Origin of the sequence: Streptococcus sp. k-90 (genome assembly GCF_013277565.1) — a bacterium.
Taxonomy (GTDB): Bacteria; Bacillota; Bacilli; order Lactobacillales; family Streptococcaceae; genus Streptococcus.
Window position 1 is genome coordinate 58271 of record NZ_VMNE01000022.1, and the last position, 23982, is coordinate 82252.

A 23982-nucleotide genomic window follows, 5' to 3' on the forward strand; every position below is an offset into this window, starting at 1 on the left:
ATGAGCATTTTTTAGGATAAGAATGTTCGTTTTTTTATGTGAATATGGTATAATAGATAAAATATCAAAATTAAATGAAATGGGAAATAGAAATGAAATTAAGAAGAAGTGATCGGATGGTTGTCATTTCCAACTATTTGATTAATAATCCTTATAAACTAACTAGTCTCAATACTTTTGCTGAAAAGTATGAATCTGCTAAATCATCCATCTCAGAAGATATCGTCATTATCAAACGCGCCTTTGAGGAAATCGAAATCGGCCACATCCAGACTGTGACTGGGGCTGGCGGAGGTGTCATCTTTACACCATCAATCTCAAACCATGATGCTAAGGAAATGGTTGAGGACTTGCGTGCCAAGTTGTCAGAAAATGACCGAATCTTGCCGGGTGGCTATATCTACCTGTCTGATTTGCTTAGCACACCAGCCATCTTGAAAAATATTGGTCGTATTATTGCCAAGAGCTTTATGGACCAAAAAATTGATGCGGTTATGACCGTAGCGACTAAGGGTGTGCCACTTGCAAATGCAGTTGCCAATGTCCTCAATGTTCCCTTTGTCATTGTGCGCCGTGACCTGAAAATTACCGAAGGTTCAACTGTCAGCGTCAACTATGTATCAGGTTCAAGTGGTGACCGCATTGAGAAAATGTTCCTTTCAAAACGTAGTCTCAAGGCAGGCAGTCGTGTCTTGATTGTGGATGACTTCTTGAAAGGTGGCGGAACTGTCAACGGGATGATTAGTCTTTTGCGCGAGTTCGATTCAGAATTGGCAGGGGTAGCGGTCTTTGCGGACAATGCCCAAGAAGAACGTGAAAAGCAGTTTGACTACAAGTCACTCTTGAAGGTAACCAATATTGATGTCAAGAATCAAGCCATCGATGTTGAGGTTGGCAATATTTTTGATGAAGATAAATAAGAGATAGAACTAAAGGTTGGAACGATTGTCCCAGCCTTTCTTTGCAAATAGAATAGAAGGAAGCTTATGAAGACACCATTTATCAATAGAGAAGAGTTAGAAGCGATTGTTGCCGAGTTCCCAACTCCCTTTCACTTGTATGATGAGAAGGGAATTCGTGAGAAGGCCAGAGCCGTCAACCAAGCCTTTTCGTGGAACAAGGGCTTTAAAGAATATTTTGCAGTTAAGGCTACTCCAACCCCAGCTATCTTGAAAATTCTCCAAGAGGAAGGCTGTGGCGTGGATTGCTCTAGTTATGTAGAGCTTTTGATGAGTCATAAACTGAATTTCCCTGGTTCTGAGATTATGTTCTCTTCAAATAACACGCCAGACAAGGAATATGCCTATGCGCGTGAATTGGGTGCGACCATTAACTTGGATGCTTTTGAAGATATTGAACATCTAGAGAGAGCAGCAGGTATTCCAGAAATCATCTCATGTCGTTACAATCCTGGAGGCGTTTTTGAGCTAGGAACAGATATTATGGATAATCCTGGAGAAGCCAAGTTTGGCATGACCAAGGACCAGCTCTTTGAAGCTTTTGCCATCTTGAAGGAAAAAGGAGCCAAGACTTTTGGGATTCACTCCTTTCTAGCATCCAATACCGTCACCCATCTCTATTATCCAGAGTTGGCGCGTCAGCTCTTTGAATTGGCTGTTGAAATCAAGGAAAAGTTGGGCATTTCGCTAGACTTTATCAATCTTTCTGGCGGTATTGGTGTCAACTATCGTCCAGACCAGGAGCCAAATGATATCGCTTTGATTGGTGAGGGAGTTCGTAAGGTTTATGAAGAGGTTCTTACGCCAGCAGGTCTTGATCAGGTCAAGATTTTCACCGAATTGGGTCGTTTTATGTTGGCCCCTCACGGAGCTTTGGTTACAAGAGTGACTCATAAGAAGGAAACCTACCGTACCTATCTCGGTGTTGATGCATCAGCAGTCAACCTCATGCGTCCAGCTATGTACGGAGCCTACCATCATATTACTAACGTGACCCATCCAGATGGACCAGCTGAAGTTGTAGATGTGGTTGGTTCACTCTGTGAAAACAATGATAAATTTGCAGTGAATCGCGAAATGCCTCATACAGAAATCGGTGATTTGCTGGTCATTCATGATACAGGTGCCCACGGTTTTTCAATGGGCTACCAGTACAACGCCAAACTTCGTTCTGCGGAAATCCTCTATACCGAAGAAGGTAAAGCCCGTCAAATCCGCCGTGCAGAGCGCCCTGAGGACTACTTTGCAACCTTGTATGGCTTTGATTTTGAAGAATAAAATGATAAGTAATTGAAAATGAAATTGAAAAACAGATTGCTTTCTAAAAAATAGGCAAAAATCTTGTTTTTCTTTCAAGTCATGATATAATAAAACTATAAAACGTTTTCAAGGAAGGTAACGATATGTCTGAAGAAACAATTGATTATGGACAAGTGACAGGAATGGTGCATTCGACAGAAAGCTTTGGGTCAGTAGATGGGCCTGGTATTCGCTTTATTGTCTTTTTGCAGGGCTGTCACATGCGTTGCCAGTATTGCCACAACCCGGACACTTGGGCTATGGAGTCCAATAAATCACGTGAACGGACGGTAGATGATGTCTTGACAGAAGCCTTGCGCTACCGCGGTTTCTGGGGAAATAAGGGCGGTATTACAGTCAGTGGAGGAGAAGCCCTCTTGCAGATTGATTTCTTGATTGCCCTCTTTACCAAGGCCAAAGAACACGGAATCCACTGTACCTTGGATACCTGTGCCCTTCCTTTCCGTAATAAACCACGTTACCTTGAGAAGTTTGACAAGCTCATGGCTGTCACTGACTTGGTCCTCTTGGATATCAAGGAAATCAACGAAGAACAGCACAAGATTGTCACTAGCCAAACCAATAAAAATATCTTGGCTTGTGCCCAGTATCTATCAGATATTGGAAAACCTGTCTGGATTCGCCACGTGCTAGTTCCAGGATTGACAGATAGAGATGATGACTTGATTGAACTTGGTAAGTTCGTCAAGACCCTCAAAAATGTTGATAAGTTTGAAATTTTACCTTATCACACCATGGGTGAGTTCAAATGGCGTGAACTTGGGATTCCTTATTCACTCGAAGGAGTCAAACCTCCAACAGCAGACCGCGTCAAGAACGCTAAAAAACTCATGGATACCGAAAGTTACCAAGACTATATGAAACGTGTACATGGATAAAAAAGAAGCCTGATGGAAACATCGGGCTTTTGACTTGCAAAAAAGACTTAGCAAACCAGCTAAGCCTTTTTCTTCTTATCTCGAACGTTGTTTTCCAGCGTTGCGATTTTTGTGTTTTTTCTTGCTTGTGATAGCAGTTGGTTGTTCAGGGGTAACGTCTTTTCGTCCATTTGGTTTAGAGAAAGCACTTGCTTTTGGTGGGTTCTTGGCTAGTTCTTCACGGACTTTTTTGCGAAGTTTTGGACGAACGATATAGTTGACGATAAACTGTTGGAGAATCATCATGAAACCACCGACAACCCAATAAAGTGTGACACTAGCTGGTGAGATGAGGGAGAAGCCGGCAATCATGACTGGGCTCACGTAAGCCATTTTCTTGATTTGTTCTCTTTGCATTTCATCTTCTACTCCGTGAAGTGAAAGGAGTGATTGAAGATAGTAAAGGACACCAGCGCAGGCAGCTAAAATCATACTTGGAGAGCCTAGAGGAATGCCTAGGTAACTTGCTTGAGCAACCCCTTCAGTATATTGGGCAGCAAAGTAAATTGCAGAGAAGAAAGGCATTTGAAGGAGGATAGGGAAACATCCTACACCACCAAACATGCTGATACCGTGTTCTTTTTGAGCGGCAAAGAGAGCTTGTTGGGCTTCGAGTTTTTCTTCTTGAGTAGTCGCTTCCTTGAGACGTGTTTGGTGTGGCTCAAGGACGTGCTTGAGGGCGTTCATCTTTTCAGAGTGAAGCGTTGCCTTCCATGATTGGTAGATACCAAGTGGCAAGATAATCAAGCGCACGATAATGGTTACGATGATGATAGCGACACCAAAGCCTAGACCTTGATCAGTAGCGAAGTACTTGATAGCTTCAGCCATAGGAGCTCCGATCGTATTCCAAATAAATCCTATTGGCTTTCCTGTGGCTTTATCGACGCTAACACAGCCAGTCAAGACTAGCAACATAGCCACTCCCATAGCCGAGAGTGCAAAACGTTTAATAGATTTCACTGTTTTTATTCCTTCTTTAAAAATTATACCTTTCTATTCTACTGTTTTTTTACAAAATATACAATAGTTCTAGAGACCTAATTTGCGATTTTAAAGTCAGGGTAGGGAGGAAAGTTGCTTAGTTTGACATCTAAGTAGCTGACTTTTGAAAAAGGTGTGGGTCCTTTGCGGATTTCTTGGATAAATTTTGCCATGGTAGCAGATGAGTCTGCTTGGGCTAATATTTCCACTGTTCCATCGTCGTTATTCCATACTCGACCTGTGATGCCACCAATTTCAAGTGCCAAGCTGTAAACACCCCAACGAAAGCCGACTCCTTGCACCCTACCTTGGGCAATCATTCTAACCTTTTGCATACCAAACCCCTTTGATTGTGTTATAATATTTCTATGACTATTATAACCTCAAAAGCCAATTCTGTGGTAAAAAATGCCAAGAAATTACACCAAAAAAAATACCGCAAGTCTGCTTATTTGATTGAAGGCTGGCACTTGTTTGAAGAAGCTGTCCAAGCTGGATTTACGATTGAGAAAATCTTTGCCTTAGAAAATTACCGAGATCAGTTAGCCTCGTTTCCGCAAACTGTCTGGGTGTCAGAGGATATTTTGCTAGATTTGGCGGATTCTCAGACTCCACAGGGCATTGTTGCGGTGGTTCAAAAAGAAGAAGTAGGGCAAGCTGACTTGAGTCAGGGCAAGTTCTTGTTTTTGGAAGATGTGCAAGATCCTGGTAATGTGGGAACTATCATTCGAACTGCGGATGCAGCAGGTTTTACTGGAGTGATTGTTTCAGATAAGTCAGCAGATATCTACAGTCTCAAGACCTTGCGTTCGATGCAAGGCAGTCATTTCCATCTGCCCATTTACCGGATGTCGAGTCAAGCGCTTCTTAAGGAAACCAAAGAGGCAGCTATCCCTGTGCTAGCAACAACCCTATCTAAAGATTCTGTTGATTACAGAGAACTGCCTCCTATAGAAAATTTTGTACTAGTCATGGGAAATGAAGGTCAAGGAATTAGTCCCCTCATGGCTGAAAGTGCAGATCAATTGGTCCATATTAGCATGAAGGGTCAGGCAGAGAGTCTCAATGTTGCAGTTGCCGCTGGTATTTTAATTTTCCATTTAAGCTAATTTTAACTTTCTTTGTTATAATCAAGGAAAGATGTTCATAGAAAAGGAGAAAAGATGAATCACACTATTATTCACGACCGCGCAGGTCTCAATCAATTTTACGCTAAAGTCTATGCCTTTGTTGGTCTAGGAATCGGACTATCCGCTTTGGTATCAGGCCTTATGTTGACGATCTTTCAGTCTCAGTTAGTTTACTTTTTGATGCAGGGGCGTCTCTGGTTGACCATTGCAACTTTTGCAGAGCTAGCCCTAGTCTTTGTTGCTAGCAGTATGGCTTCAAGGAATAGTCCAGCGGCTCTTCCAGTATTTTTACTTTACTCAGTATTAAACGGCTTTACACTCAGTTTTGTGGTGGCCTTCTATACTCCAGGGACAGTTTTATCTGCCTTTGTATCAAGCGCCCTTCTCTTTTTTGTCATGGCGGCAGTTGGTATCTTCACCAATAAAGACTTGAGTGGGATTGGTCGAGCGATGATGGCAGCTCTCATCGGTTTGATTATTGCTATGATAGTCAATGTTTTCTTGGCTAGTGGCTTCTTTGATTATATGATCAGCGTAGCCATGGTCTTGGTCTTCTCTGGGCTGATTGCTTGGGACAATCAAAAGATTCGCCTTGCCTATGAACAATCACAAGGTCGTGTAGCAACAGGTTGGGTTGTGTCAATGGCTCTCAGTATCTATCTTGATTTTATCAATCTCTTCCTAAGTATTCTACGTATCTTTGGTCGTAATGACTAAAAGGTCTATGAAATCAGTGTTTTGAGTGACACTGATTTTTTTAAAATTTCTCTTTTCTTTTCTTGGAAATAGGTGTATAATGCTTTTAATTAAATTTTTGAGGAGTAGCTTATGAAGAAAAGTTTTATCCACCAACAAGAAGAAATTTCCTTTGTCAAAAACACTTTTACTCAGTATTTGAAAGACAAGCTAGAAGTCGTCGAAGTTCAAGGTCCTATCTTGAGTAGGGTCGGTGACGGGATGCAGGACAACTTATCAGGTGTGGAGAATGCCGTATCGGTCAAGGTTCTCCAAATCCCTGATGCTACTTATGAAGTGGTGCATTCACTTGCTAAATGGAAACGCCATACCTTGGCTCGTTTTGGTTTCGGTGAGGGTGAAGGTCTTTTCGTCCACATGAAGGCCCTTCGTCCAGATGAAGATTCGCTGGATGCGACCCACTCTGTTTATGTTGACCAGTGGGATTGGGAGAAGGTTATTCCAAATGGACAACGCAACATTGCCTACCTAAAAGAAACCGTTGAGAAGATTTATAAGGCTATTCGCCTTACTGAGTTAGCTGTTGAAGCCCGCTATGATATCGAGTCAATCTTGCCAAAACAAATCACTTTTATCCATACAGAAGAGTTGGTCGAGCGCTACCCAGACTTGACGCCGAAAGAACGTGAAAATGCTATCTGTAAAGAATTTGGAGCTGTTTTCTTGATTGGTATCGGTGGTGAATTACCAGACGGTAAACCGCACGATGGACGTGCACCAGACTATGATGACTGGACAAGTGAGTCTGAAAATGGCTACAAGGGTCTAAATGGTGATATTCTTGTCTGGAATGAATCTCTAGGTGGAGCCTTTGAGCTATCTTCTATGGGAATCCGTGTGGATGAAGAAACTCTTCGCCGTCAGGTGAAAATCACAGGTGATGAAGCCCGCTTGGAATTGGAATGGCACAAGTCCTTGTTGAATGGCCTATTCCCATTGACAATCGGTGGAGGAATTGGACAATCTCGTATGGCCATGTTCTTACTTCGCAAGAAACACATCGGAGAAGTGCAAACAAGTGTTTGGCCTCAAGAAGTCCGCGATACTTACGAAAATATTTTGTAGAGAATCGAACCGCAAGGTTCGGTTTTCTTTCTCTTTTTGCCCATAATTTGGTATAATAAACGGTATGAAAATCGTATCAGGAATCTATGGGGGACGTCCCCTCAAGACACTAGAAGGCAAGACGACAAGACCCACTTCGGATAAGGTTAGGGGAGCCATTTTTAACATGATTGGTCCCTACTTTGAAGGGGGACGCGTCTTGGACCTTTATGCAGGTAGTGGTGGTTTAGCTATCGAGGCAGTTTCGCGTGGCATGTCCAGCGCTGTTTTAGTGGAGCGAGACCGTAAGGCTCAGACCATCGTGGCTGAAAATATTCAGATGACCAAGGATGTTGGAAAATTTCAACTCCTAAAGATGGATGCGGAGAGGGCCTTGGAACAGGTATCTGAGGAATTTGACCTCATTTTCTTAGACCCTCCTTATGCCAAGGAACAAATCGTAGCAGATATTGAAAAAATGGCTGAGAGAGAGCTTTTTTCTGAAGATGTCATGGTCGTGTGTGAGACGGATAAGGCCGTTGAACTTCCAGAAGAAATTGCCTGCCTGGGCATCTGGAAGGAAAAAATTTATGGAATTAGTAAGGTGACAGTCTATGTCAGATAAGGTTGGCTTATTCACAGGCTCATTTGATCCGATGACAAATGGGCATTTGGATATGATTGAACGGGCGAGCAGACTTTTTGATAAACTTTATGTCGGTGTTTTTTTTAATCCCCACAAACAAGGATTTCTCCCTATTGAAAATCGTAAACGGGGGTTAGAAAAGGCTTTGGAACATTTGAGGAATGTTGAAGTCGTGTCTTCTCATGATGAATTGGTGGTTGATGTTGCAAAAAGATTGGGTGCTACTTGTCTAGTGCGAGGCTTGAGAAATGCGTCTGATTTGCAATATGAATCCAGTTTTGATTACTACAACCATCAACTGTCTCCTGATTTAGAGACCATTTATTTACATAGCCGACCGGAACATCTTTATATCAGTTCATCAGGCGTTAGAGAACTTTTGAAGTTTGGTCAGGGTATTGCCTGCTATGTTCCTGAGAGTATTTTGGAGGAAATAAGAAATGAAAAAAAAGATTAGATGGCCCTTATATGTCATTGCGGCCTTGATTGTGACTTTCTTGGCGTTTGTAGTGCCTTTGCCTTATTATATAGAGGTTCCAGGTGGTTCGGAAGATATTCGCCAAGTCCTTAAAGTAAATGACACAGAAGATAAGGAAGCTGGGGCCTATCAGTTCGTTACGGTTGGTGTCCAACATGCCACTTTAGCCCATATGATTTATGCTTGGTTGACGCCTTTTACAGATATTCGGAGTGTCCAAGAGACTACAGGTGGTTCTTCCGATGTTGAATTTATGCGGATCAATCAATTCTATATGCAAACATCGCAAAATATGGCCAAGTATCAAGGGCTAAAAACAGCTGGTAAAGATATCGAACTTAAATACCTTGGGGTTTATGTCTTGACTGTGACGGATAATTCGACCTTTAAAGGGATTCTCAACATCTCTGATACAGTTACCGCACTCAATGATCAGACCTTCGACAGTTCCAAAGACTTGATTGATTACGTCAATTCTCAAAAATTAGGGGACTCCGTCAAGGTCACCTATGAAGAGGATGGGCAAACCAAGTCTGCAGAAGGAAAAATCATTACGCTAGAAAATGGCAAAAATGGAATTGGAATCGGCTTGATTGACCGTACAGAAGTGACTAGTGATGTCCCAATTCGCTTTTCAACAGCTGGTATCGGCGGTCCGAGTGCAGGTCTCATGTTTAGTCTGGCCATCTATACCCAAATAGCTGACCCTGGCCTTCGTAATGGCCGTATCGTTGCCGGTACAGGAACCATTGACCGTGATGGTAATGTGGGGGACATTGGAGGTATTGATAAAAAAGTTGTAGCTTCGGCTAGAGAAGGTGCCGCTATTTTCTTTGCCCCAGATAATCCTGTTAGCGAAGAAGAACAAAAAGCGCATCCGGATGCGAAAAACAATTATCAGACAGCCCTAGAAGCAGCCAAAACAATTAAGACAGATATGAAAATTGTTCCCGTTAAAACTCTACAAGATGCAATTGATTACTTGAAAAACAATCCCTAATTTTTAAGTGAAGTTTCCAAACTAGCGCACAAACAGAGAAGATGGTATAATAGTCAAATGGTTCAATTATTATTCACTCTAAGCAGTCACATGCTCTTTATTTATGTGAGTTTTTACCTTTTAAAGGATCTTGTTAGATGGGAAAAGGTTTTAAAAGTGACAGCTGAGAATACAAGAAAAGTCCGTTTATTGATAGCTCTTTTCAGCATTGTAATGGGCTACATCATGAGTTCTTTCTTTATCAGCCTGTATCAACTGTGGCAAGAAGCGCTTAGAGGACTATTATAAAATCAAGAGTAAAGGAAATAAGTATGGAAAAAATTGTGGTTCAAGGTGGCGATAATCGTCTGGTAGGAAGTGTTACTATCGAAGGAGCAAAGAATGCAGTCTTGCCCTTGTTGGCAGCGACTATTCTAGCAAGTGAAGGGAAGACCGTCTTGCAGAACGTTCCTATCCTGTCAGATGTTTTCACCATGAATCAGGTGGTTCGTGGTTTGAATGCCAAGGTGGATTTTGATGAGGAAGCTCATCTTGTCGAAGTGGACGCGACTGGCGATATCACTGAGGAAGCCCCTTACAAGTATGTCAGCAAGATGCGCGCATCCATCGTTGTCTTGGGGCCAATTCTTGCCCGTGTAGGTCATGCCAAGGTATCTATGCCAGGTGGTTGTACCATTGGTAGCCGTCCTATTGATCTTCATTTGAAAGGTCTAGAAGCTATGGGGGCTAAGATTAGTCAGACAGCTGGTTATATCGAAGCCAAGGCTGACCGCTTACATGGTGCCCATATCTATATGGACTTTCCAAGTGTTGGTGCTACGCAGAACTTGATGATGGCTGCGACCCTGGCTGATGGTGTGACAGTGATTGAAAATGCTGCGCGTGAGCCTGAGATTGTTGATTTAGCTATTCTCCTTAATGAAATGGGAGCCAAGGTTAAAGGTGCTGGCACAGAGACCATTACCATTACTGGTGTTGAGAAACTTCATGGTACGACTCACAATGTAGTCCAAGATCGTATCGAAGCAGGAACCTTTATGGTGGCTGCTGCCATGACCGGTGGTGATGTCTTGATTAAAGACGCTGTCTGGGAGCATAACCGTCCCTTGATTGCCAAGTTACTTGAAATGGGTGTTGAAGTAATTGAAGAAGACGAAGGAATTCGTGTTCGTTCTCAACTAGAAAATCTAAAAGCTGTCCATGTAAAAACCTTGCCCCACCCAGGATTTCCAACAGATATGCAGGCTCAATTTACAGCCTTGATGACAGTCGCAAAAGGTGAATCAACCATGGTGGAAACAGTTTTCGAAAATCGTTTCCAACACCTAGAAGAGATGCGTCGCATGGGCTTGCATTCTGAGATTATTCGTGACACAGCTCGTATTGTTGGTGGACAACCTTTGCAGGGAGCGGAAGTTCTTTCTACTGACCTTCGTGCCAGTGCAGCCTTGATTTTGACAGGTTTAGTAGCACAGGGAGAAACTGTGGTCGGTAAATTGGTTCACTTGGATAGAGGTTACTACCGTTTCCATGAGAAATTGGCGCAGCTAGGTGCTAAGATTCAGCGGATTGAGGCAAGTGATGAAGACGAATAAGAAATCAAGCTACGTAATCAAGCGTTTACTTTTAGTCATTCTGGTACTGATTTTAGGTACTCTGGCCCTAGGAATCGGTCTAATGGTAGGCTATGGAATCTTGGGCAAGGGTCAAGATCCATGGGCTATCCTGTCTCCAGCAAAATGGCAGGAATTGATTCATAAATTTACAGGAAATTAGGCTGGAAAACCAGCCTTTTTCTAAAGATAAGGAGAAATATGAATAAAAAAACAAGACAGACACTGATCGGACTGCTAGTGTTATTACTCTTATCTGCAGGAAGCTATTACATCAAGCAGATGCAGTCGGCACCTAATAGTCCCAAAACCAAGCTTAGTCAGAAGAACCAAGCTTCTGAAGCTCCTAGTCAAGCATTGGCGGAAAGTGTCTTAACAGATGCAGTCAAAAGCCAAATAAAAGGGAACCTTGAGTGGAATGGATCAGGTGCTTTTATCGTCAATGGTAATAAAACAAACCTAGATGCCAAGGTTTCAAGTAAGCCTTACGCTGATAATAAAACAAAGACAGTGGGCAAGGAAACAGTGCCAACTGTAGCAAATGCCCTCTTGTCTAAGGCTACTCGCCAGTACAAGAATCGTGAAGAAACTGGGAATGGTTCGACTTCTTGGACTCCTCCAGGCTGGCATCAGGTTAAGAATCTAAAGGGGACTTATACTCATGCAGTCGATAGAGGTCACTTGTTAGGCTATGCTTTAATCGGTGGCTTAGATGGTTTTGATGCCTCAACAAGCAATCCTAAAAACATTGCTGTTCAGACAGCTTGGGCAAATCAGGCACAGGCCGAGGATTCGACTGGTCAAAACTACTATGAAAGTATGGTACGTAAAGCCTTGGACCAAAACAAGCGTGTCCGTTACCGTGTAACCCTTTATTACGCTTCAAACGAGGACTTAGTTCCTTCAGCTTCACAGATTGAAGCCAAGTCTTCAGACGGAGAATTGGAATTTAATGTTCTAGTTCCCAATGTTCAAAAGGGGCTTCAACTGGATTACCGAACTGGAGAAGTGACTGTAACTCAGTAAAAGATAACATAAACTCCTATGTCACTTGTGGATGTAGGAGTTCTTCTTTTACCAGTTTCAGCAGGGCTACAATAGACACTGATACTCAATGGAAATCAAAGTGCAAACTAGGAGGCTAGCCGCAGGTTGCTCAAAGTACTGCTTTGAGGTTGCAGATAAGACTGACGAAGTCAGCTCAAAACACTGTTTTGAGGTTGCAGATAGAACTGACGAAGTCAGTAACCATACATAAGGCAAGGTTAAGTTGACGTGGTTTGAAGAGATTTTCGAAGAGTATGAGAAAAAATAATATGTATTGGATCATATTTTGTGATATAATAAAGGATAAGATACTATTTTAGGAGAAGAACTATGGAAGACCCAAGTAGTCAGAACTTGTTGCTACAATTTGTTTTATTGTTTATCTTGACGGTGTTAAATGCCTTTTTCTCAGCCACAGAAATGGCCATGGTGTCACTAAACCGTGCGCGGGTTGAACAAAAGGCAGAAGAAGGAGATAGACGCTATATCCGTCTGTTGAAGGTACTAGAAAATCCAAATCATTTTTTATCAACCATTCAAGTAGGGATTACCCTGATTACGATTTTGTCAGGGGCGAGTTTGGCAGAAACTCTAGGACGAGAAATTGTCTCTTGGCTTGGAAATAGCGAAACAGCTTATGCTATTGCAAGTTTTCTATCTTTAGCATTTTTGACTTATATTTCCATCGTTTTTGGGGAATTGTATCCTAAGAGAATCGCTCTTAATCTAAAGGATGCCTTGGCGATTCGTACAGCGCCAGTTATTATTGGGCTGGGAAAACTAGTTAGTCCCTTTGTTTGGCTCTTGTCTGCGTCTACTAATCTTTTGAGTCGCTTGACTCCTGTGGCCTTTGACGATGCTGATGAAAAAATGACCCGTGATGAAATTGCCTACATGCTGACAAATAGTGAAGAAACACTAGATGCTGACGAAATTGAGATGTTACAGGGAATTTTTTCACTGGACGAATTAATGGCCAGAGAGGTCATGGTTCCTCGAACAGATGCCTTTATGGTGGATATTCAGGATGATAGTCAAACCATTATCCAAAATATTTTGAAACAGAATTATTCTCGTATCCCTGTCTATGATGGAGACAAGGATAACGTGATTGGGATTATTCATACCAAGAGTCTTCTTAAGGCAGGCTTTGTAGACGGTTTTGACAATATTGTTTGGAAGAGAATTTTACAAGATCCACTCTTTGTTCCTGAAACCATTTTTGTGGATGACTTGCTAAAAGAATTTCGCAATACCCAAAGACAAATGGCAATCTTGCTAGATGAATACGGTGGGATGGCTGGTTTGGTGACCCTGGAAGACCTCTTAGAGGAAATCGTTGGGGAAATCGATGATGAAACGGACAAAGCAGCAATAGATGTTCATCAGATTGGCGATGATACTTACATTGTTCAAGGTACCATGAATCTCAATGATTTTAATAGCTACTTTGATGTTGAGCTGGAAAGTGATGACGTTGATACCATCGCTGGTTATTATTTAACAGGAATTGGGAGTATTCCAACGACTGAGAAACTCAGCTATGAATTGGTCAGCCAAAACAAACAGCTTATCCTAACCAATGATAAGGTGAAAAATGGACGTGTTACCAAGGTAAAAGTCCAAATCACAGAAGTCGAAATAGAAGAAGAAACAGAGTAAACTAGAGGCTTTTGTCACCATGCGTGACGAAGCTTTTTTCAGTTGATTTTAAAAGGGAATAGTATCCTTGAAAAAACTTGGCCCCAAACTTACCCCAAAAGTTTTTTAAAAGTTATTCGTATTTATCCGATGAAAAAGAAAAAAGCCCTTCAAACGGGGCTTTCTGTTCATTTGCAACTTGATAAATCAAGTTATAGAAGGCGGTAGACGGATTTGAACCGACGATCAAGCTTTTGCAGAGCCGTGCCTTACCACTTGGCTATACCGCCTTAACGTTTATTATTATACCTTGAAAATGATTTTCAGTCAATAGGTTTTTCAGATTTTTTGTGTTAATAAGCCTAAATATTCTGAAAATTCGTTTACTTTTCTTGAAATATCTTGAAATATATGGTATAATTAATAATAACCTATACTTTATAAGAGGAGTAAAGAAATGAAAAAAAATCAAGTGCTTGCTGTAGCGGGGGCTACCTTATTAGCGTCAGGAGTTCTAGCTGCGTGTTCAAACACTAGTTCAAATAATGCGAAATTAGCAAAAGATTACCAATATGTTTATCAAACAGATCCAGAAACTTTGGATTATATCGTCAGCAATATTGATTCAACATCATTCGTCACAACAAATGCTGTAGATGGTTTGTTGGCTAATGATAAATATGGTAACCTGGTTCCTTCTATTGCTGAATCATGGACAGTTTCAAAAGATGGTTTGACTTATACCTATAAAATCCGTAAGGATGCTAAATGGGTGACAGCAGAGGGAGAAGAGTACGCTCCTGTCACTGCTAAAGACTTTGTTACTGGTTTGAAACACGCCGTAGATGGAAAATCAAAAGGACTTTCAATCGTTAGCTCTTCTATTAAGGGATTAGAAGCATACATCAAGGGTGAAACAAGCGATTTTTCAACAGTTGGTGTAAAAGCACTTGATGACCAAACACTAGAGTATACCTTGAACCAGCCAGAAACTTTCTGGAATGACAAGACAACTAGTGGTGTCATGATGCCGGTTAATGAAGAATTCTTAACTTCAAAAGGGGAAGGTTTTGGTGCCCCAACAGATGCGAACTCTATTCTTTATAACGGTCCATTTGTCTTAAAATCTGTAACTCCAAAATCATCTATCGAGATGGCTAAAAATGATGCTTACTGGGACAAAGAAAATGTAAAAATTGAGAACGTTAAGTTCACTTTCTGGGATGGTAAGGATCAAGATGTGATTGCTAAAGGTTTTGCCGATGGTCAATATAGCAAGGCGCGTATCTTCCCTACAAGTTCTACATATGAAAAATATGCAGCTGACTTCAAAGATAACATTTACTTTAATGAACCAGGTGCAGGTGTTGCAACTGTCAGCTTGAACTATGGTCGTACAACGTATAACCACACAGCCAAAACAAGTGATGCCCAAAAGACATCTGCTAAGAAAGCATTGCTAAACAAGGAATTCCGTCAAGCCTTGAACTTTGCGGTCGATCGCAATTCTTACTCAGCTCAAACAAATGGTACTGACGGCGCTGCAGTAGCCATCCGTAATACGTTTGCACCTTATAATCTTCAAGTTGGTAAGAAAATATTTGGTGAGTTGGTACAAGAAAGCTTAGCTAAGACAAATTCTTCTACTTGGTCAAACGTATCTCTAGCAGATTCTCAAAATGGACTTTACAATGAAGAAAAAGCTAAAGAAGTATTTGCTAAGGCAAAAGCAAGTTTACAAGCTGAAGGTGTTGAGTTCCCAATTCACTTGGATGCCTTGGTTATCCAAGAATCAACAGCGGTTGTAAACCGTGTTCAATCATTGAAACAATCAATTGAAAAAGTATTGGGTTCAGATAATGTTGTTGTAGACTTGCAACAAATGACTCAAGCAGAAGCTTTACCAATTTCATTTAGTGCTCCGACAGCTAAAGAGCAAGACTGGGATATCCATACCTTGTCAGGATGGAACCCTGATTATCAAGATCCGTCTACTTTCTTGGATCAGTTCGTCATTAAGGGAGGAAACACTCGTCTTTACCTTGGTATCGACCAAAGCACTGATGCATCAGTAGTGAGCAAACTTGGTTTAGCTGACTATGGAAAATTACTTGATGACGCAAACAGCGAAAACCAAGATGTTCAAAAACGTTATGAAAAATACGCAGTAGCACAAGCTTGGTTGACTGATAATGCTTTGACAATTCCAGTAATGGCTTCTCCTAAAGAAACAGCCGTTTCATATGTTTCAAAAGTTCTACCATTTAGCTCTTCGTATTCTGTAGCCGGCCTTAAAGGTGAAAATTCAGGATACTTGAAGTACACTGAAGTTGGTGAAAAAGCAATCACCAAAGAAGAGTATGAAAAAGCTCGTGAAAAATGGTTGAAAGAAAAGACTGAGTCAAACGAGAAAGCTCAAAAAGAATTGGCAAGTCATGTGAAGTAAATAATTTTCAATAGAACTTTCTCTCCATGAGGAGAAGGTTCTTTTGGGATTTTTAAAGGAAATGATATGAAAAAATATATTTTTATGCGTGTTTTGCGGTCATTGGTTTCTATCTTCTTAGTAACAACCTTGACTTACACGATTATCTATACAATGGTTCCTCGAAAATTGATTTTCAAACAGGATACCAACTATAACAAGATTGCGACAACTGCTGATAAACGTGATAACTATGAGAATACCGTTTATGAGCGTATGGGCTATATCGAGTACTACGATACCAAAGAGTTGCAAGAAAAAGCTAGCCAGATGGATGCTTCGGTAACCGTTGAAGCTAATGACACCAACAAGGCTATCTATGAAAAGTACATCAAACAAATCGGTCATGGTTGGACCTTGGGAGAATTTACTGAAAGTGGCCAATTCTACGCTACTCGTGAAATCCCCATTTTTGAACGTGTTTTCAAATTCTATGCTAACTTGATTGACATTGATCATACAAATAAAATTCAAGACCCTGAAAATCCAGACTTGAAACGTTACCTTCGTTTCGAAAACGATCCAGCGATCGGATGGTCATTGGTCGGTTCAGGTACTAAACACAAATATCTCTTGTACTTCAACAGTCAGTTCCCATTTGTGCATCAAAACTTTGTGAACATTAATTTAGGTGACTCTTATCCAACCTATGCTAATAGCCCTGTTTTACAGGTTATTACTCAGGGACAAGGACAAACAAAAACATCTCAAGTTCAGTTCCCAACAGGTAAGAAAACTTCTTCTGTAAATATTTACTCAAGAACCTACAAATCACCTAGTCAGGCTGACTCTCGTGAAGTAGCCAACTACGGAAAAGATGATCCTTATACAGCTACGGAAAGTAACTACCAATATCCTTCTATGATTGCTAGTTCTGCTGTCGTTGGATTGATTGGTTTGCTGATTTCTTATGCGATTGCCGTGCCACTTGGTTCAGCTATGGCTCGCTTCAAGAACACTTGGATTGATAGCTTCTCAACAGGTGCTTTGACCTTCTTGATGGCTCTTCCAACAATTGCCTTGGTTTATATCGTTCGTTTGGCTGGTTCTTCAATCGGTTTGCCAGATTCATTCCCTATCTTGGGTGCTGGAGATTGGCGTTCGTATGTTTTACCAGCAGTGATCCTTGGTTTGTTGGGTGCTCCTGGTACAGCGATTTGGATTCGTCGTTACATGATTGACTTACAGTCACAAGACTTTGTACGTTTTGCTCGTGCAAAAGGTTTGTCTGAAAAAGAAATTTCAAACAAACATATCTTTAAAAATGCCATGGTTCCGCTGGTTTCAGGAATTCCTGGTGCCGTTATCGGGGTTATCGGTGGTGCAACCCTTACTGAAACAGTCTTTGCCTTCCCAGGTATGGGTAAAATGTTGATTGACTCTGTAAAAGCATCTAATAACTCTATGGTCGTTGGTCTTGTCTTTATCTTTACATGTATTTCTATCTTCTCCCTTCTTTTAGGAGATATTTGGATGACTATTATTGACCCACGTATTAAATTGACTGAGAAAGGAGGCAAATAATGTCTACAATCGATAAAGAAAAATTTCAGTTTGTAAAACGTGACGATTTTGCCTCTGAAGCCATTGATGCGCCAGCTTATTCATACTGGGGATCAGTGTTTAGACAATTTATGAAGAAAAAATCAACTGTAGTTATGTTGGGAATCTTGGTAGCTATCATTTTGATGAGTTTCATTTACCCAATGTTTTCTAAGTTTGATTTCAATGATGTCAGCAAGGTAAACGACTTTAGTGCTCGTTATATCAAGCCAAATGCTGAGCATTGGTTCGGTACAGACAGTAATGGTAAATCTCTCTTTGACGGTGTCTGGTTCGGAGCTCGTAACTCTATCCTCATTTCTGTGATTGCGACAGTGATTAACTTAGTTATCGGTGTCTTTGTCGGTGGTATTTGGGGAATTTCAAAATCAGTAGACCGTGTGATGATGGAAGTTTACAACGTCATCTCAAATATCCCATCTCTTTTGATTGTCATTGTCTTGACTTACTCAATCGGAGCTGGATTCTGGAATCTGATTTTTGCCATGAGTGTAACAACATGGATTGGGATTGCCTTCATGATCCGTGTGCAAATCTTGCGTTATCGTGACTTGGAATACAACTTGGCGTCACGTACTTTGGGAACGCCAACATTGAAGATTGTTGCCAAAAATATCATGCCTCAATTGGTATCTGTTATTGTGACAACGATGACTCAAATGCTTCCAAGCTTTATCTCATACGAAGCTTTCTTGTCTTTCTTCGGTCTTGGATTACCGATTACAGTGCCAAGTTTGGGTCGTTTGATTTCAGATTATTCACAAAACGTAACAACCAATGCTTACTTGTTCTGGATTCCATTGACAACTCTTGTCTTGGTATCCTTGTCCCTTTTCGTAGTTGGTCAAAACTTAGCGGATGCTAGTGATCCACGTACACATAGATAGGAGTAGAAATGACAAAAGAAAAAAATGTAATTTTGACTGCTCGCGATATTGTCGTGGAATTTGACGTTCGTGACAAAGTATTGACAGCCATTCGCGGCGTTTCCCTTGAACTAGTTGAAGGAGAAGTATTAGCCTTGGTAGGTGAGTCAGGATCAGGGAAATCTGTTTTGACAAAGACTTTCACAGGTATGCTTGAAGAAAATGGTCGTATTGCTCAAGGAAGTATTGACTACCGCGGTCAGGATTTGACAGCTCTATCTTCTCACAAGGATTGGGAACAAATTCGTGGTGCTAAGATTGCGACTATCTTCCAAGATCCAATGACTAGTTTGGACCCGATTAAAACAATTGGTAGTCAGATTACAGAAGTTATTGTGAAACACCAAGGAAAAACAGCTAAAGAAGCGAAAGAATTGGCCATTGACTACATGAATAAGGTTGGGATTCCAGACGCAGATAGACGTTTTGATGAATACCCCTTCCAATATTCTGGAGGAATGCGTCAACGTATCGTTATTGCTATTGCCCTTGCCTGCCGACCTGATGTCTTGATCTGTGATGAGCCAACGACTGCCTTGGATGTAACCATCCAAGCACAGATTATTGATTTGCTGAAATCTTTACAAAACGAGTACCATTTCACAACAATCTTTATCACCCACGATCTTGGTGTGGTAGCAAGTATTGCGGATAAGGTGGCTGTTATGTATGCAGGAGAAATCGTTGAGTATGGAGCTGTTGAGGAAGTCTTCTATGATCCTCGCCATCCATATACATGGAGTCTCTTGTCAAGCTTGCCTCAGCTTGCTGATGATAAAGGGGATCTTTACTCAATCCCAGGAACACCTCCGTCACTTTATACTGACCTGAAAGGGGATGCTTTTGCCTTGCGTTCTGACTATGCAATGCAGATTGACTTCGAACAAAAAGCTCCTCAATTCTCAGTATCAGAGACGCATTGGGCTAAAACTTGGCTTCTTCATGAGGATGCTCCAAAAGTAGAAAAACCAGCTGTGATTGCAAATCTCCATGATAAGATTCGTGAAAAAATGGGATTTGCCCATCTGGCAGACTAGGAGGAAGGAAATGTCTGAAAAATTAGTAGAAATCAAAGATTTAGAAATTTCCTTCGGTGAAGGAAGTAAGAAGTTTGTTGCGGTTAAAAATGCTAACTTCTTTATCAACAAGGGAGAAACTTTCTCGCTTGTAGGTGAATCAGGAAGTGGGAAAACAACTATTGGTCGTGCCATCATCGGTCTAAATGATACAAGTAATGGAGATATCATTTTTGATGGTCAAAAGATTAATGGTAAGAAATCGCGTGAACAAGCTGCGGAATTGATTCGTCGAATCCAGATGATTTTCCAAGACCCTGCTGCAAGTTTGAATGAACGTGCGACTGTTGATTATATTATTTCTGAAGGTCTTTACAATCACCGTTTGTTTAAGGATGAAGAAGAACGTAAAGAGAAAGTTCAAAATATTATCCGTGAAGTAGGTCTTCTTGCTGAGCACTTGACTCGTTACCCTCATGAGTTCTCAGGTGGTCAACGTCAACGTATCGGTATTGCCCGTGCCTTGGTCATGCAGCCAGACTTTGTTATTGCGGATGAGCCCATTTCAGCCTTGGACGTTTCTGTGCGTGCCCAAGTCTTGAACTTGCTCAAAAAATTCCAAAAAGAACTTGGTTTGACCTATCTCTTTATCGCCCATGACTTGTCGGTTGTTCGTTTTATTTCAGATCGTATCGCAGTTATTTATAAGGGTGTTATTGTAGAGGTTGCTGAAACAGAAGAATTGTTTAACAATCCAATTCATCCATATACTCAAGCCTTACTGTCAGCGGTACCAATTCCAGATCCAATCTTGGAACGTAAGAAGGTCTTGAAGGTTTATGACCCAAGTCAACACGACTATGAGACTGATAAGCCGTCTATGGTTGAAATCCGTCCAGGTCACTATATTTGGGCTAACCAAGCCGAATTGGCACGTTATCAAAAAGGACTAAACTAAGAATGGTTTTATAATTTCCATGTCAATTTTTATGGAAATTATAAACCTTTTTTTGTTGAATTGATTTGAAAAAACTTTGAAATTATCCTGAAAGAATTTTCGGAAAATTTTAAAAAATTCTGAAATATTCTTGACAGTTAATGAAAAAGGTGGTAAGATAGGAAACATCAAAAAAGAAAGCAGAAAAAGAAATGAATAAGAGACCAGCTGTAACTATGAATCAAAACTTTTACTTTAGCTACTTTAGATAGTGTTTGTAGACATGTCATCATGGATGCAAACAGTTCAAGCAATTTGTTTGTATCTATGTGGCTAAGGTTTTTGATTGTGGTCCATATAGATGAATATCTAAATGGACTAGCAAAGTTATAACTTGTTAGATTATTTCAAGCATCCGTTTAGGTATTATCTAGGCGGTTTTTTGTTTTATACTCTTCGAAAATCAAATTCAAACCATGTCAACGTCGCCTTGCCGTACTCAAGTACAGCCTGCGGCTAGTTTCCTAGTTTGCTCTTTGATTTTCATTGAGTATTATCTTTTCTGAGAAGGAGTTTCATTATGAAAGTTGTTCGAAAATTACTAGCCCCTCTCTTGGTAGTGGGTATCCTCTTGACCTCTCTGATTAGTTTACATCAGTTGAAGGCAGATAAGAAAAAAGATGTGTTTCGTATCGGTATTTCGCAATTTATTACCCATCAGTCTCTAGATGCTACTAGAGAAGGATTTGTGGATGAACTAGCCAAACAAGGTTATCTTGAAGGGGAAAATATTGAGATTGATTTGCAAAATGCACAGGGAGAACAAAGAAATCTAAAAACCATTTCTCAGCAGCTAGCAGAATCCAGTGATGTTGTTCTAGCCATCGCAACGCCTTCTGCCCAGAGCTTGGCCAATACAACGCAAACAACACCGGTTATCTTTTCAGCTGTAACAGACCCAGTCAGTGCCAAGTTGGTTGAGTCAAGAGAGCATCCTGGAGGCAATGTAACTGGGACAAGCGACCAGTCGTCAGATGCCATTTCAACCCAAATCAATTTGATAAAGAAAGTGTTGCCAAAGGCTAAAACGATTGGAATTCTCTATACTCAGAGTGAGCCAAATTCGGTTGTCCAAAAGGATGAGGCTAAGCGTCTTCTGGAAGAAAAAGGCTTTACCGTTGTTGAAAAAACAATCTTGGACAGTAACAACGTCAAGGCGGCAGCCGAGAGCTTGATGGCAGAGGTTGATATGGTTTTTGTACCAACGGACAATATCATTTCGTCAACTATGGAAACAGTCAAGCAGGTTTCTATTAAACATAAGGTACCAGTATTTGGTGGTTCAACAGAAATGGTTGCGGTTGGTGGCTTGTATAACTACGGAACCAATTATGAAGAATTGGGAAGACAGACAGCTCGCATGCTGATTCGTGTTTTAAAAGGTGAAAAGCCAGAAAATATGGCAGTTGAGTTGCCTGAAAAACTGGAATTGCATACCAATCAAGAAATGGCAGATGCACTAGGAATTGATATCAGTAAGTTAGAAGGCAAGGAATAAGGAGGTTTAAGATGAGTTTTGTATTATCTAGTTTATCAGAAGGTTTGTTATGGTCGATTATGGCTATTGGGGTCTACTTGACTTTCCGTATTTTGGATATTGCGGATATGACTGCTGAGGGAGCCTTTCCTCTGGGGGCAGCTGTCGTTGTATCACAGATACAGGCAGGGACAAATCCTTGGATTGCGACCTTACTTGCTTTGCTTGCAGGTATGGTAGCAGGTCTTGTATCAGGAATGCTCCACACCAAGATGAAAATTCCAGCTCTCTTGACAGGTATTGTAACCTTGACAGGGCTCTATTCCATCAATATTAAAATCATGGGAAGTGTGCCCAATCTTTCCTTGGGAGATTCTTCAACCGTCTTTAAACAATTAGCGAACTTTGGTCTGACAAATGAAGAAGCTGTGTTCTCACTCAGTTTAGCCTGTCTCTTACTTGTTTGTTTGGTTTTGACCCTTTTGATGAAAACGGAGATTGGTTTGGTTTTACGTTCGACTGGGGACAATATTCCGATGAGTGAGGCAAATGGGGTCAATGTAGACACCATGAAGATTGTTGGTTACATGATTTCAAACGGCTTGATTGCCCTATGTGGTTCCTTGTTTGCCCAAAATGATGGATTTTCAGATGTGACTTCTGGGACAGGAACCATTGTTGTTGGTTTGAGTGCAGTGATTATTGCGGAAGTCTTGATACACGATTTGACCATTGGAGGCCGCTTGTTATCTATCGGAATCGGTGCTATTGTTTACCGTTTGATTATTTTAAATATCTATGAAATTCCAAATCTAGATCAAAACCTGGTTCGTCTCTTTAATGCAATCTTGCTCGCCTTGGTTTTATTTGCACCAGAATTGCAAAAGAGATTAAAGATTCGTGGTCTGAAATTGAGAAATGAATAGGAGGAGAAAGTTATGGCAAGTTTATTAACACTTGAAAATATCCACAAGACATTTGAAGCAGGGACGGTCAATGAGAACCATGTCCTCAAAGGATTAGATTTAGAAGTGGAAGAGGGAGATTTTATCTCTGTGATCGGTGGAAATGGTGCAGGTAAATCCACTTTGATGAATATCTTGGCTGGTAATCTATCGGTAGACGAAGGAGACCTTTTATTGGCAGATAAATCCATTAAAAATCTGAGCGTCAGAAAGAGAGCCAAGGATATTGCACGTGTTTTTCAGGATCCTAAGATGGGAACAGCTTCTCGTTTGACGATTGAGGAGAATATGGCTATTGCCTTGAGACGTGGGCAAAAGAGAGGGCTTGGCTGGGGTGTGAAGGAGAAGGATAGAATCCAGTTCCAAGAAGCCTTGAAAGAGTTGAATATTGGCCTTGAAAATCGCTTGAAAGTGGATACTCAATACCTCTCAGGAGGACAAAGACAGGCCTTGACCCTAGTCATGGCAGCTCTGGTGAAACCTAAACTTTTGCTTTTGGATGAACACACTGCGGCACTTGACCCGAAAACGAGTCAAATGGTGATGGATTTGACGCAAAAGATTGTGGAAGACCATCAGTTGACGACTTTGATGATTACCCATGATATGAACCATGCAATTGAGTACGGAAATCGTCTCATTATGCTCTATCAAGGAAAGATTGTGGTGGATGTCAAGGGAGAGGAGAAAAAGCATCTGACGGTTGAAAATCTTATGCATCTCTTCCAGAAAAATAGTGGTCAAAGCCTAGTCAGTGATGAGTTGGTTTTGGGATAAAGAAAAAGGCTGAGATCCAGTGTCTCAGTCTTTTATAATATGGATTACACAGCATTGTTAACTAGATACTTGTCAATTGCTGTATGACATTAGTATTGATTTAAATTGATACAAGGTAAAAGAAATCTGGAAGAATCTGTTTCTGTCGAGGAGTTCTCACGATTGTTAAAACCAGTCCTCAAGACAAAAGGACTGGTTTATAGTTTAGAATATTATCTTAAAAGATATCAGTTAAATGGTA

The 23982-nt window shown here is 40.9% G+C and carries 24 protein-coding genes and 1 tRNA gene; 22 read left to right on the plus strand and 3 right to left on the minus strand.

The features are described from left to right. Positions 1–92 precede the first annotated feature (92 nt). The 3 genes from purR to pflA all read left to right on the plus strand — a co-directional run bounded on the left by purR (position 93) and on the right by pflA (position 3157). Positions 93–920: a pur operon repressor gene (purR, locus tag HT734_RS07605; RefSeq protein ID WP_173277206.1), complete on the plus strand. Its 828-nt coding sequence runs from the start codon at positions 93–95 to the stop codon at positions 918–920. 66 nt (positions 921–986) lie between these two features. Then, positions 987–2237 carry a diaminopimelate decarboxylase gene (locus HT734_RS07610; RefSeq protein ID WP_173277207.1) on the plus strand — a complete coding sequence of 417 codons (1251 nt, stop codon included), beginning with the start codon at positions 987–989 and terminating at the stop codon, positions 2235–2237. 125 nt (positions 2238–2362) lie between these two features. Then, the gene (pflA, locus tag HT734_RS07615) at positions 2363–3157 is read left to right on the plus strand and encodes a pyruvate formate-lyase-activating protein (RefSeq protein WP_001288286.1); all 795 of its coding nucleotides are present in this window, start codon (positions 2363–2365) and stop codon (positions 3155–3157) included. Between the two features lie 75 nt (positions 3158–3232). Here pflA and yidC read toward each other — a convergent pair whose 3' ends face one another. Beyond that, positions 3233–4159, minus strand: a complete 927-nt coding sequence (yidC, locus tag HT734_RS07620) for a membrane protein insertase YidC (protein ID WP_173277209.1) — start codon at positions 4157–4159, stop codon at positions 3233–3235. A 77-nt stretch (positions 4160–4236) separates the two neighbouring features. Then, positions 4237–4515, minus strand: coding sequence for an acylphosphatase (locus HT734_RS07625; RefSeq protein ID WP_001174616.1), 279 nt, complete (start codon positions 4513–4515; stop codon positions 4237–4239). Positions 4516–4548: 33 nt separating this feature from the next. Between HT734_RS07625 and HT734_RS07630 the strand changes: the two genes are divergently transcribed. The 11 genes from HT734_RS07630 to HT734_RS07680 all read left to right on the plus strand — a co-directional run bounded on the left by HT734_RS07630 (position 4549) and on the right by HT734_RS07680 (position 13556). Continuing rightward, complete coding sequence (locus tag HT734_RS07630; protein WP_173277211.1) at positions 4549–5289, plus strand: RNA methyltransferase; 741 nt, start codon at positions 4549–4551, stop codon at positions 5287–5289. 54 nt (positions 5290–5343) lie between these two features. Further along, positions 5344–6027, plus strand: coding sequence for a Bax inhibitor-1/YccA family protein (locus HT734_RS07635; protein ID WP_173277213.1), 684 nt, complete (start codon positions 5344–5346; stop codon positions 6025–6027). Positions 6028–6138: 111 nt separating this feature from the next. Then, positions 6139–7131, plus strand: coding sequence for an aspartate--ammonia ligase (gene asnA, locus HT734_RS07640; RefSeq protein ID WP_173277215.1), 993 nt, complete (start codon positions 6139–6141; stop codon positions 7129–7131). A 64-nt stretch (positions 7132–7195) separates the two neighbouring features. Then, positions 7196–7735: a 16S rRNA (guanine(966)-N(2))-methyltransferase RsmD gene (rsmD, locus tag HT734_RS07645; protein ID WP_173277217.1), complete on the plus strand. Its 540-nt coding sequence runs from the start codon at positions 7196–7198 to the stop codon at positions 7733–7735. After that, positions 7725–8213, plus strand: coding sequence for a pantetheine-phosphate adenylyltransferase (coaD, locus tag HT734_RS07650; RefSeq protein ID WP_173277219.1), 489 nt, complete (start codon positions 7725–7727; stop codon positions 8211–8213). Before rsmD ends, coaD begins: the two co-directional genes overlap by 11 nt. Next, entirely contained in the window at positions 8197–9234 is a 1038-nt protein-coding gene (locus tag HT734_RS07655) for a SepM family pheromone-processing serine protease (RefSeq protein ID WP_173277221.1), read from the plus strand. The genes coaD and HT734_RS07655 overlap by 17 nt, the downstream gene beginning before the upstream one ends. A 57-nt stretch (positions 9235–9291) precedes the next feature. Beyond that, positions 9292–9522 (plus strand): DUF1146 family protein, encoded by a 231-nt coding sequence (locus HT734_RS07660; protein ID WP_063612229.1) that lies wholly within the window; start codon positions 9292–9294, stop codon positions 9520–9522. Between the two features lie 23 nt (positions 9523–9545). Further along, entirely contained in the window at positions 9546–10829 is a 1284-nt protein-coding gene (murA, locus tag HT734_RS07665) for a UDP-N-acetylglucosamine 1-carboxyvinyltransferase (protein WP_173277223.1), read from the plus strand. Then, complete coding sequence (locus tag HT734_RS07670) at positions 10816–11010, plus strand: DNA-directed RNA polymerase subunit beta (protein WP_173277225.1); 195 nt, start codon at positions 10816–10818, stop codon at positions 11008–11010. The genes murA and HT734_RS07670 overlap by 14 nt, the downstream gene beginning before the upstream one ends. A 38-nt stretch (positions 11011–11048) precedes the next feature. Further along, complete coding sequence (gene endA / locus HT734_RS07675) at positions 11049–11873, plus strand: DNA-entry nuclease EndA (protein ID WP_173277227.1); 825 nt, start codon at positions 11049–11051, stop codon at positions 11871–11873. 351 nt (positions 11874–12224) lie between these two features. Beyond that, the gene (locus HT734_RS07680) at positions 12225–13556 is read left to right on the plus strand and encodes a hemolysin family protein (RefSeq protein WP_173277229.1); all 1332 of its coding nucleotides are present in this window, start codon (positions 12225–12227) and stop codon (positions 13554–13556) included. A 198-nt stretch (positions 13557–13754) separates the two neighbouring features. Here the strand turns inward: HT734_RS07680 and HT734_RS07685 are convergent. Beyond that, positions 13755–13825 (minus strand) — tRNA-Cys (locus HT734_RS07685). Positions 13826–13992: 167 nt separating this feature from the next. Here HT734_RS07685 and HT734_RS07690 point away from each other — a divergent pair. The 8 genes from HT734_RS07690 (at position 13993) to HT734_RS07725 (ending at position 23741) form a co-directional block, all read left to right on the plus strand. Continuing rightward, on the plus strand, positions 13993–15981 hold the full coding sequence (locus HT734_RS07690) for a peptide ABC transporter substrate-binding protein (RefSeq protein WP_125451509.1): 1989 nt from the start codon (positions 13993–13995) through the stop codon (positions 15979–15981). A gap of 66 nt (positions 15982–16047) precedes the next feature. Beyond that, positions 16048–17544 carry an ABC transporter permease gene (locus HT734_RS07695; protein WP_173277231.1) on the plus strand — a complete coding sequence of 499 codons (1497 nt, stop codon included), beginning with the start codon at positions 16048–16050 and terminating at the stop codon, positions 17542–17544. Beyond that, a complete protein-coding gene (gene oppC / locus HT734_RS07700; protein WP_000103691.1) occupies positions 17544–18470 on the plus strand; it encodes an oligopeptide ABC transporter permease OppC in 927 nt (308 codons plus the stop codon). Before HT734_RS07695 ends, oppC begins: the two co-directional genes overlap by 1 nt. Positions 18471–18478: 8 nt before the next feature. After that, positions 18479–19546 carry an ABC transporter ATP-binding protein gene (locus HT734_RS07705; protein WP_173277232.1) on the plus strand — a complete coding sequence of 356 codons (1068 nt, stop codon included), beginning with the start codon at positions 18479–18481 and terminating at the stop codon, positions 19544–19546. Positions 19547–19556: 10 nt separating this feature from the next. After that, complete coding sequence (locus HT734_RS07710) at positions 19557–20483, plus strand: ATP-binding cassette domain-containing protein (RefSeq protein WP_050971445.1); 927 nt, start codon at positions 19557–19559, stop codon at positions 20481–20483. Positions 20484–21042: 559 nt separating this feature from the next. Then, positions 21043–22020, plus strand: coding sequence for an ABC transporter substrate-binding protein (locus HT734_RS07715; RefSeq protein WP_173277234.1), 978 nt, complete (start codon positions 21043–21045; stop codon positions 22018–22020). A gap of 11 nt (positions 22021–22031) precedes the next feature. Then, positions 22032–22925, plus strand: coding sequence for an ABC transporter permease (locus HT734_RS07720; RefSeq protein ID WP_033679668.1), 894 nt, complete (start codon positions 22032–22034; stop codon positions 22923–22925). A 12-nt stretch (positions 22926–22937) separates the two neighbouring features. After that, positions 22938–23741 (plus strand): ATP-binding cassette domain-containing protein, encoded by an 804-nt coding sequence (locus tag HT734_RS07725; RefSeq protein WP_049541014.1) that lies wholly within the window; start codon positions 22938–22940, stop codon positions 23739–23741. Positions 23742–23982 lie beyond the last annotated feature (241 nt).

Coding starts and splice junctions, on each gene's coding strand:
- HT734_RS07625 (WP_001174616.1), bottom strand. CDS start 4,515: ATGCAAAAGGTTAGAATGATTGCCCAAGGTAGGGTGCAAGGAGTCGGC.
- oppC (WP_000103691.1), top strand. CDS start 17,544: ATGTCTACAATCGATAAAGAAAAATTTCAGTTTGTAAAACGTGACGAT.
- HT734_RS07680 (WP_173277229.1), top strand. CDS start 12,225: ATGGAAGACCCAAGTAGTCAGAACTTGTTGCTACAATTTGTTTTATTG.
- HT734_RS07725 (WP_049541014.1), top strand. CDS start 22,938: ATGGCAAGTTTATTAACACTTGAAAATATCCACAAGACATTTGAAGCA.
- asnA (WP_173277215.1), top strand. CDS start 6,139: ATGAAGAAAAGTTTTATCCACCAACAAGAAGAAATTTCCTTTGTCAAA.
- HT734_RS07670 (WP_173277225.1), top strand. CDS start 10,816: ATGAAGACGAATAAGAAATCAAGCTACGTAATCAAGCGTTTACTTTTA.
- HT734_RS07715 (WP_173277234.1), top strand. CDS start 21,043: ATGAAAGTTGTTCGAAAATTACTAGCCCCTCTCTTGGTAGTGGGTATC.
- HT734_RS07695 (WP_173277231.1), top strand. CDS start 16,048: ATGAAAAAATATATTTTTATGCGTGTTTTGCGGTCATTGGTTTCTATC.
- rsmD (WP_173277217.1), top strand. CDS start 7,196: ATGAAAATCGTATCAGGAATCTATGGGGGACGTCCCCTCAAGACACTA.
- HT734_RS07635 (WP_173277213.1), top strand. CDS start 5,344: ATGAATCACACTATTATTCACGACCGCGCAGGTCTCAATCAATTTTAC.
- murA (WP_173277223.1), top strand. CDS start 9,546: ATGGAAAAAATTGTGGTTCAAGGTGGCGATAATCGTCTGGTAGGAAGT.
- purR (WP_173277206.1), top strand. CDS start 93: ATGAAATTAAGAAGAAGTGATCGGATGGTTGTCATTTCCAACTATTTG.
- coaD (WP_173277219.1), top strand. CDS start 7,725: ATGTCAGATAAGGTTGGCTTATTCACAGGCTCATTTGATCCGATGACA.
- HT734_RS07630 (WP_173277211.1), top strand. CDS start 4,549: ATGACTATTATAACCTCAAAAGCCAATTCTGTGGTAAAAAATGCCAAG.
- HT734_RS07660 (WP_063612229.1), top strand. CDS start 9,292: ATGGTTCAATTATTATTCACTCTAAGCAGTCACATGCTCTTTATTTAT.
- HT734_RS07705 (WP_173277232.1), top strand. CDS start 18,479: ATGACAAAAGAAAAAAATGTAATTTTGACTGCTCGCGATATTGTCGTG.
- HT734_RS07690 (WP_125451509.1), top strand. CDS start 13,993: ATGAAAAAAAATCAAGTGCTTGCTGTAGCGGGGGCTACCTTATTAGCG.
- HT734_RS07610 (WP_173277207.1), top strand. CDS start 987: ATGAAGACACCATTTATCAATAGAGAAGAGTTAGAAGCGATTGTTGCC.
- endA (WP_173277227.1), top strand. CDS start 11,049: ATGAATAAAAAAACAAGACAGACACTGATCGGACTGCTAGTGTTATTA.
- HT734_RS07720 (WP_033679668.1), top strand. CDS start 22,032: ATGAGTTTTGTATTATCTAGTTTATCAGAAGGTTTGTTATGGTCGATT.
- pflA (WP_001288286.1), top strand. CDS start 2,363: ATGTCTGAAGAAACAATTGATTATGGACAAGTGACAGGAATGGTGCAT.
- HT734_RS07655 (WP_173277221.1), top strand. CDS start 8,197: ATGAAAAAAAAGATTAGATGGCCCTTATATGTCATTGCGGCCTTGATT.
- HT734_RS07710 (WP_050971445.1), top strand. CDS start 19,557: ATGTCTGAAAAATTAGTAGAAATCAAAGATTTAGAAATTTCCTTCGGT.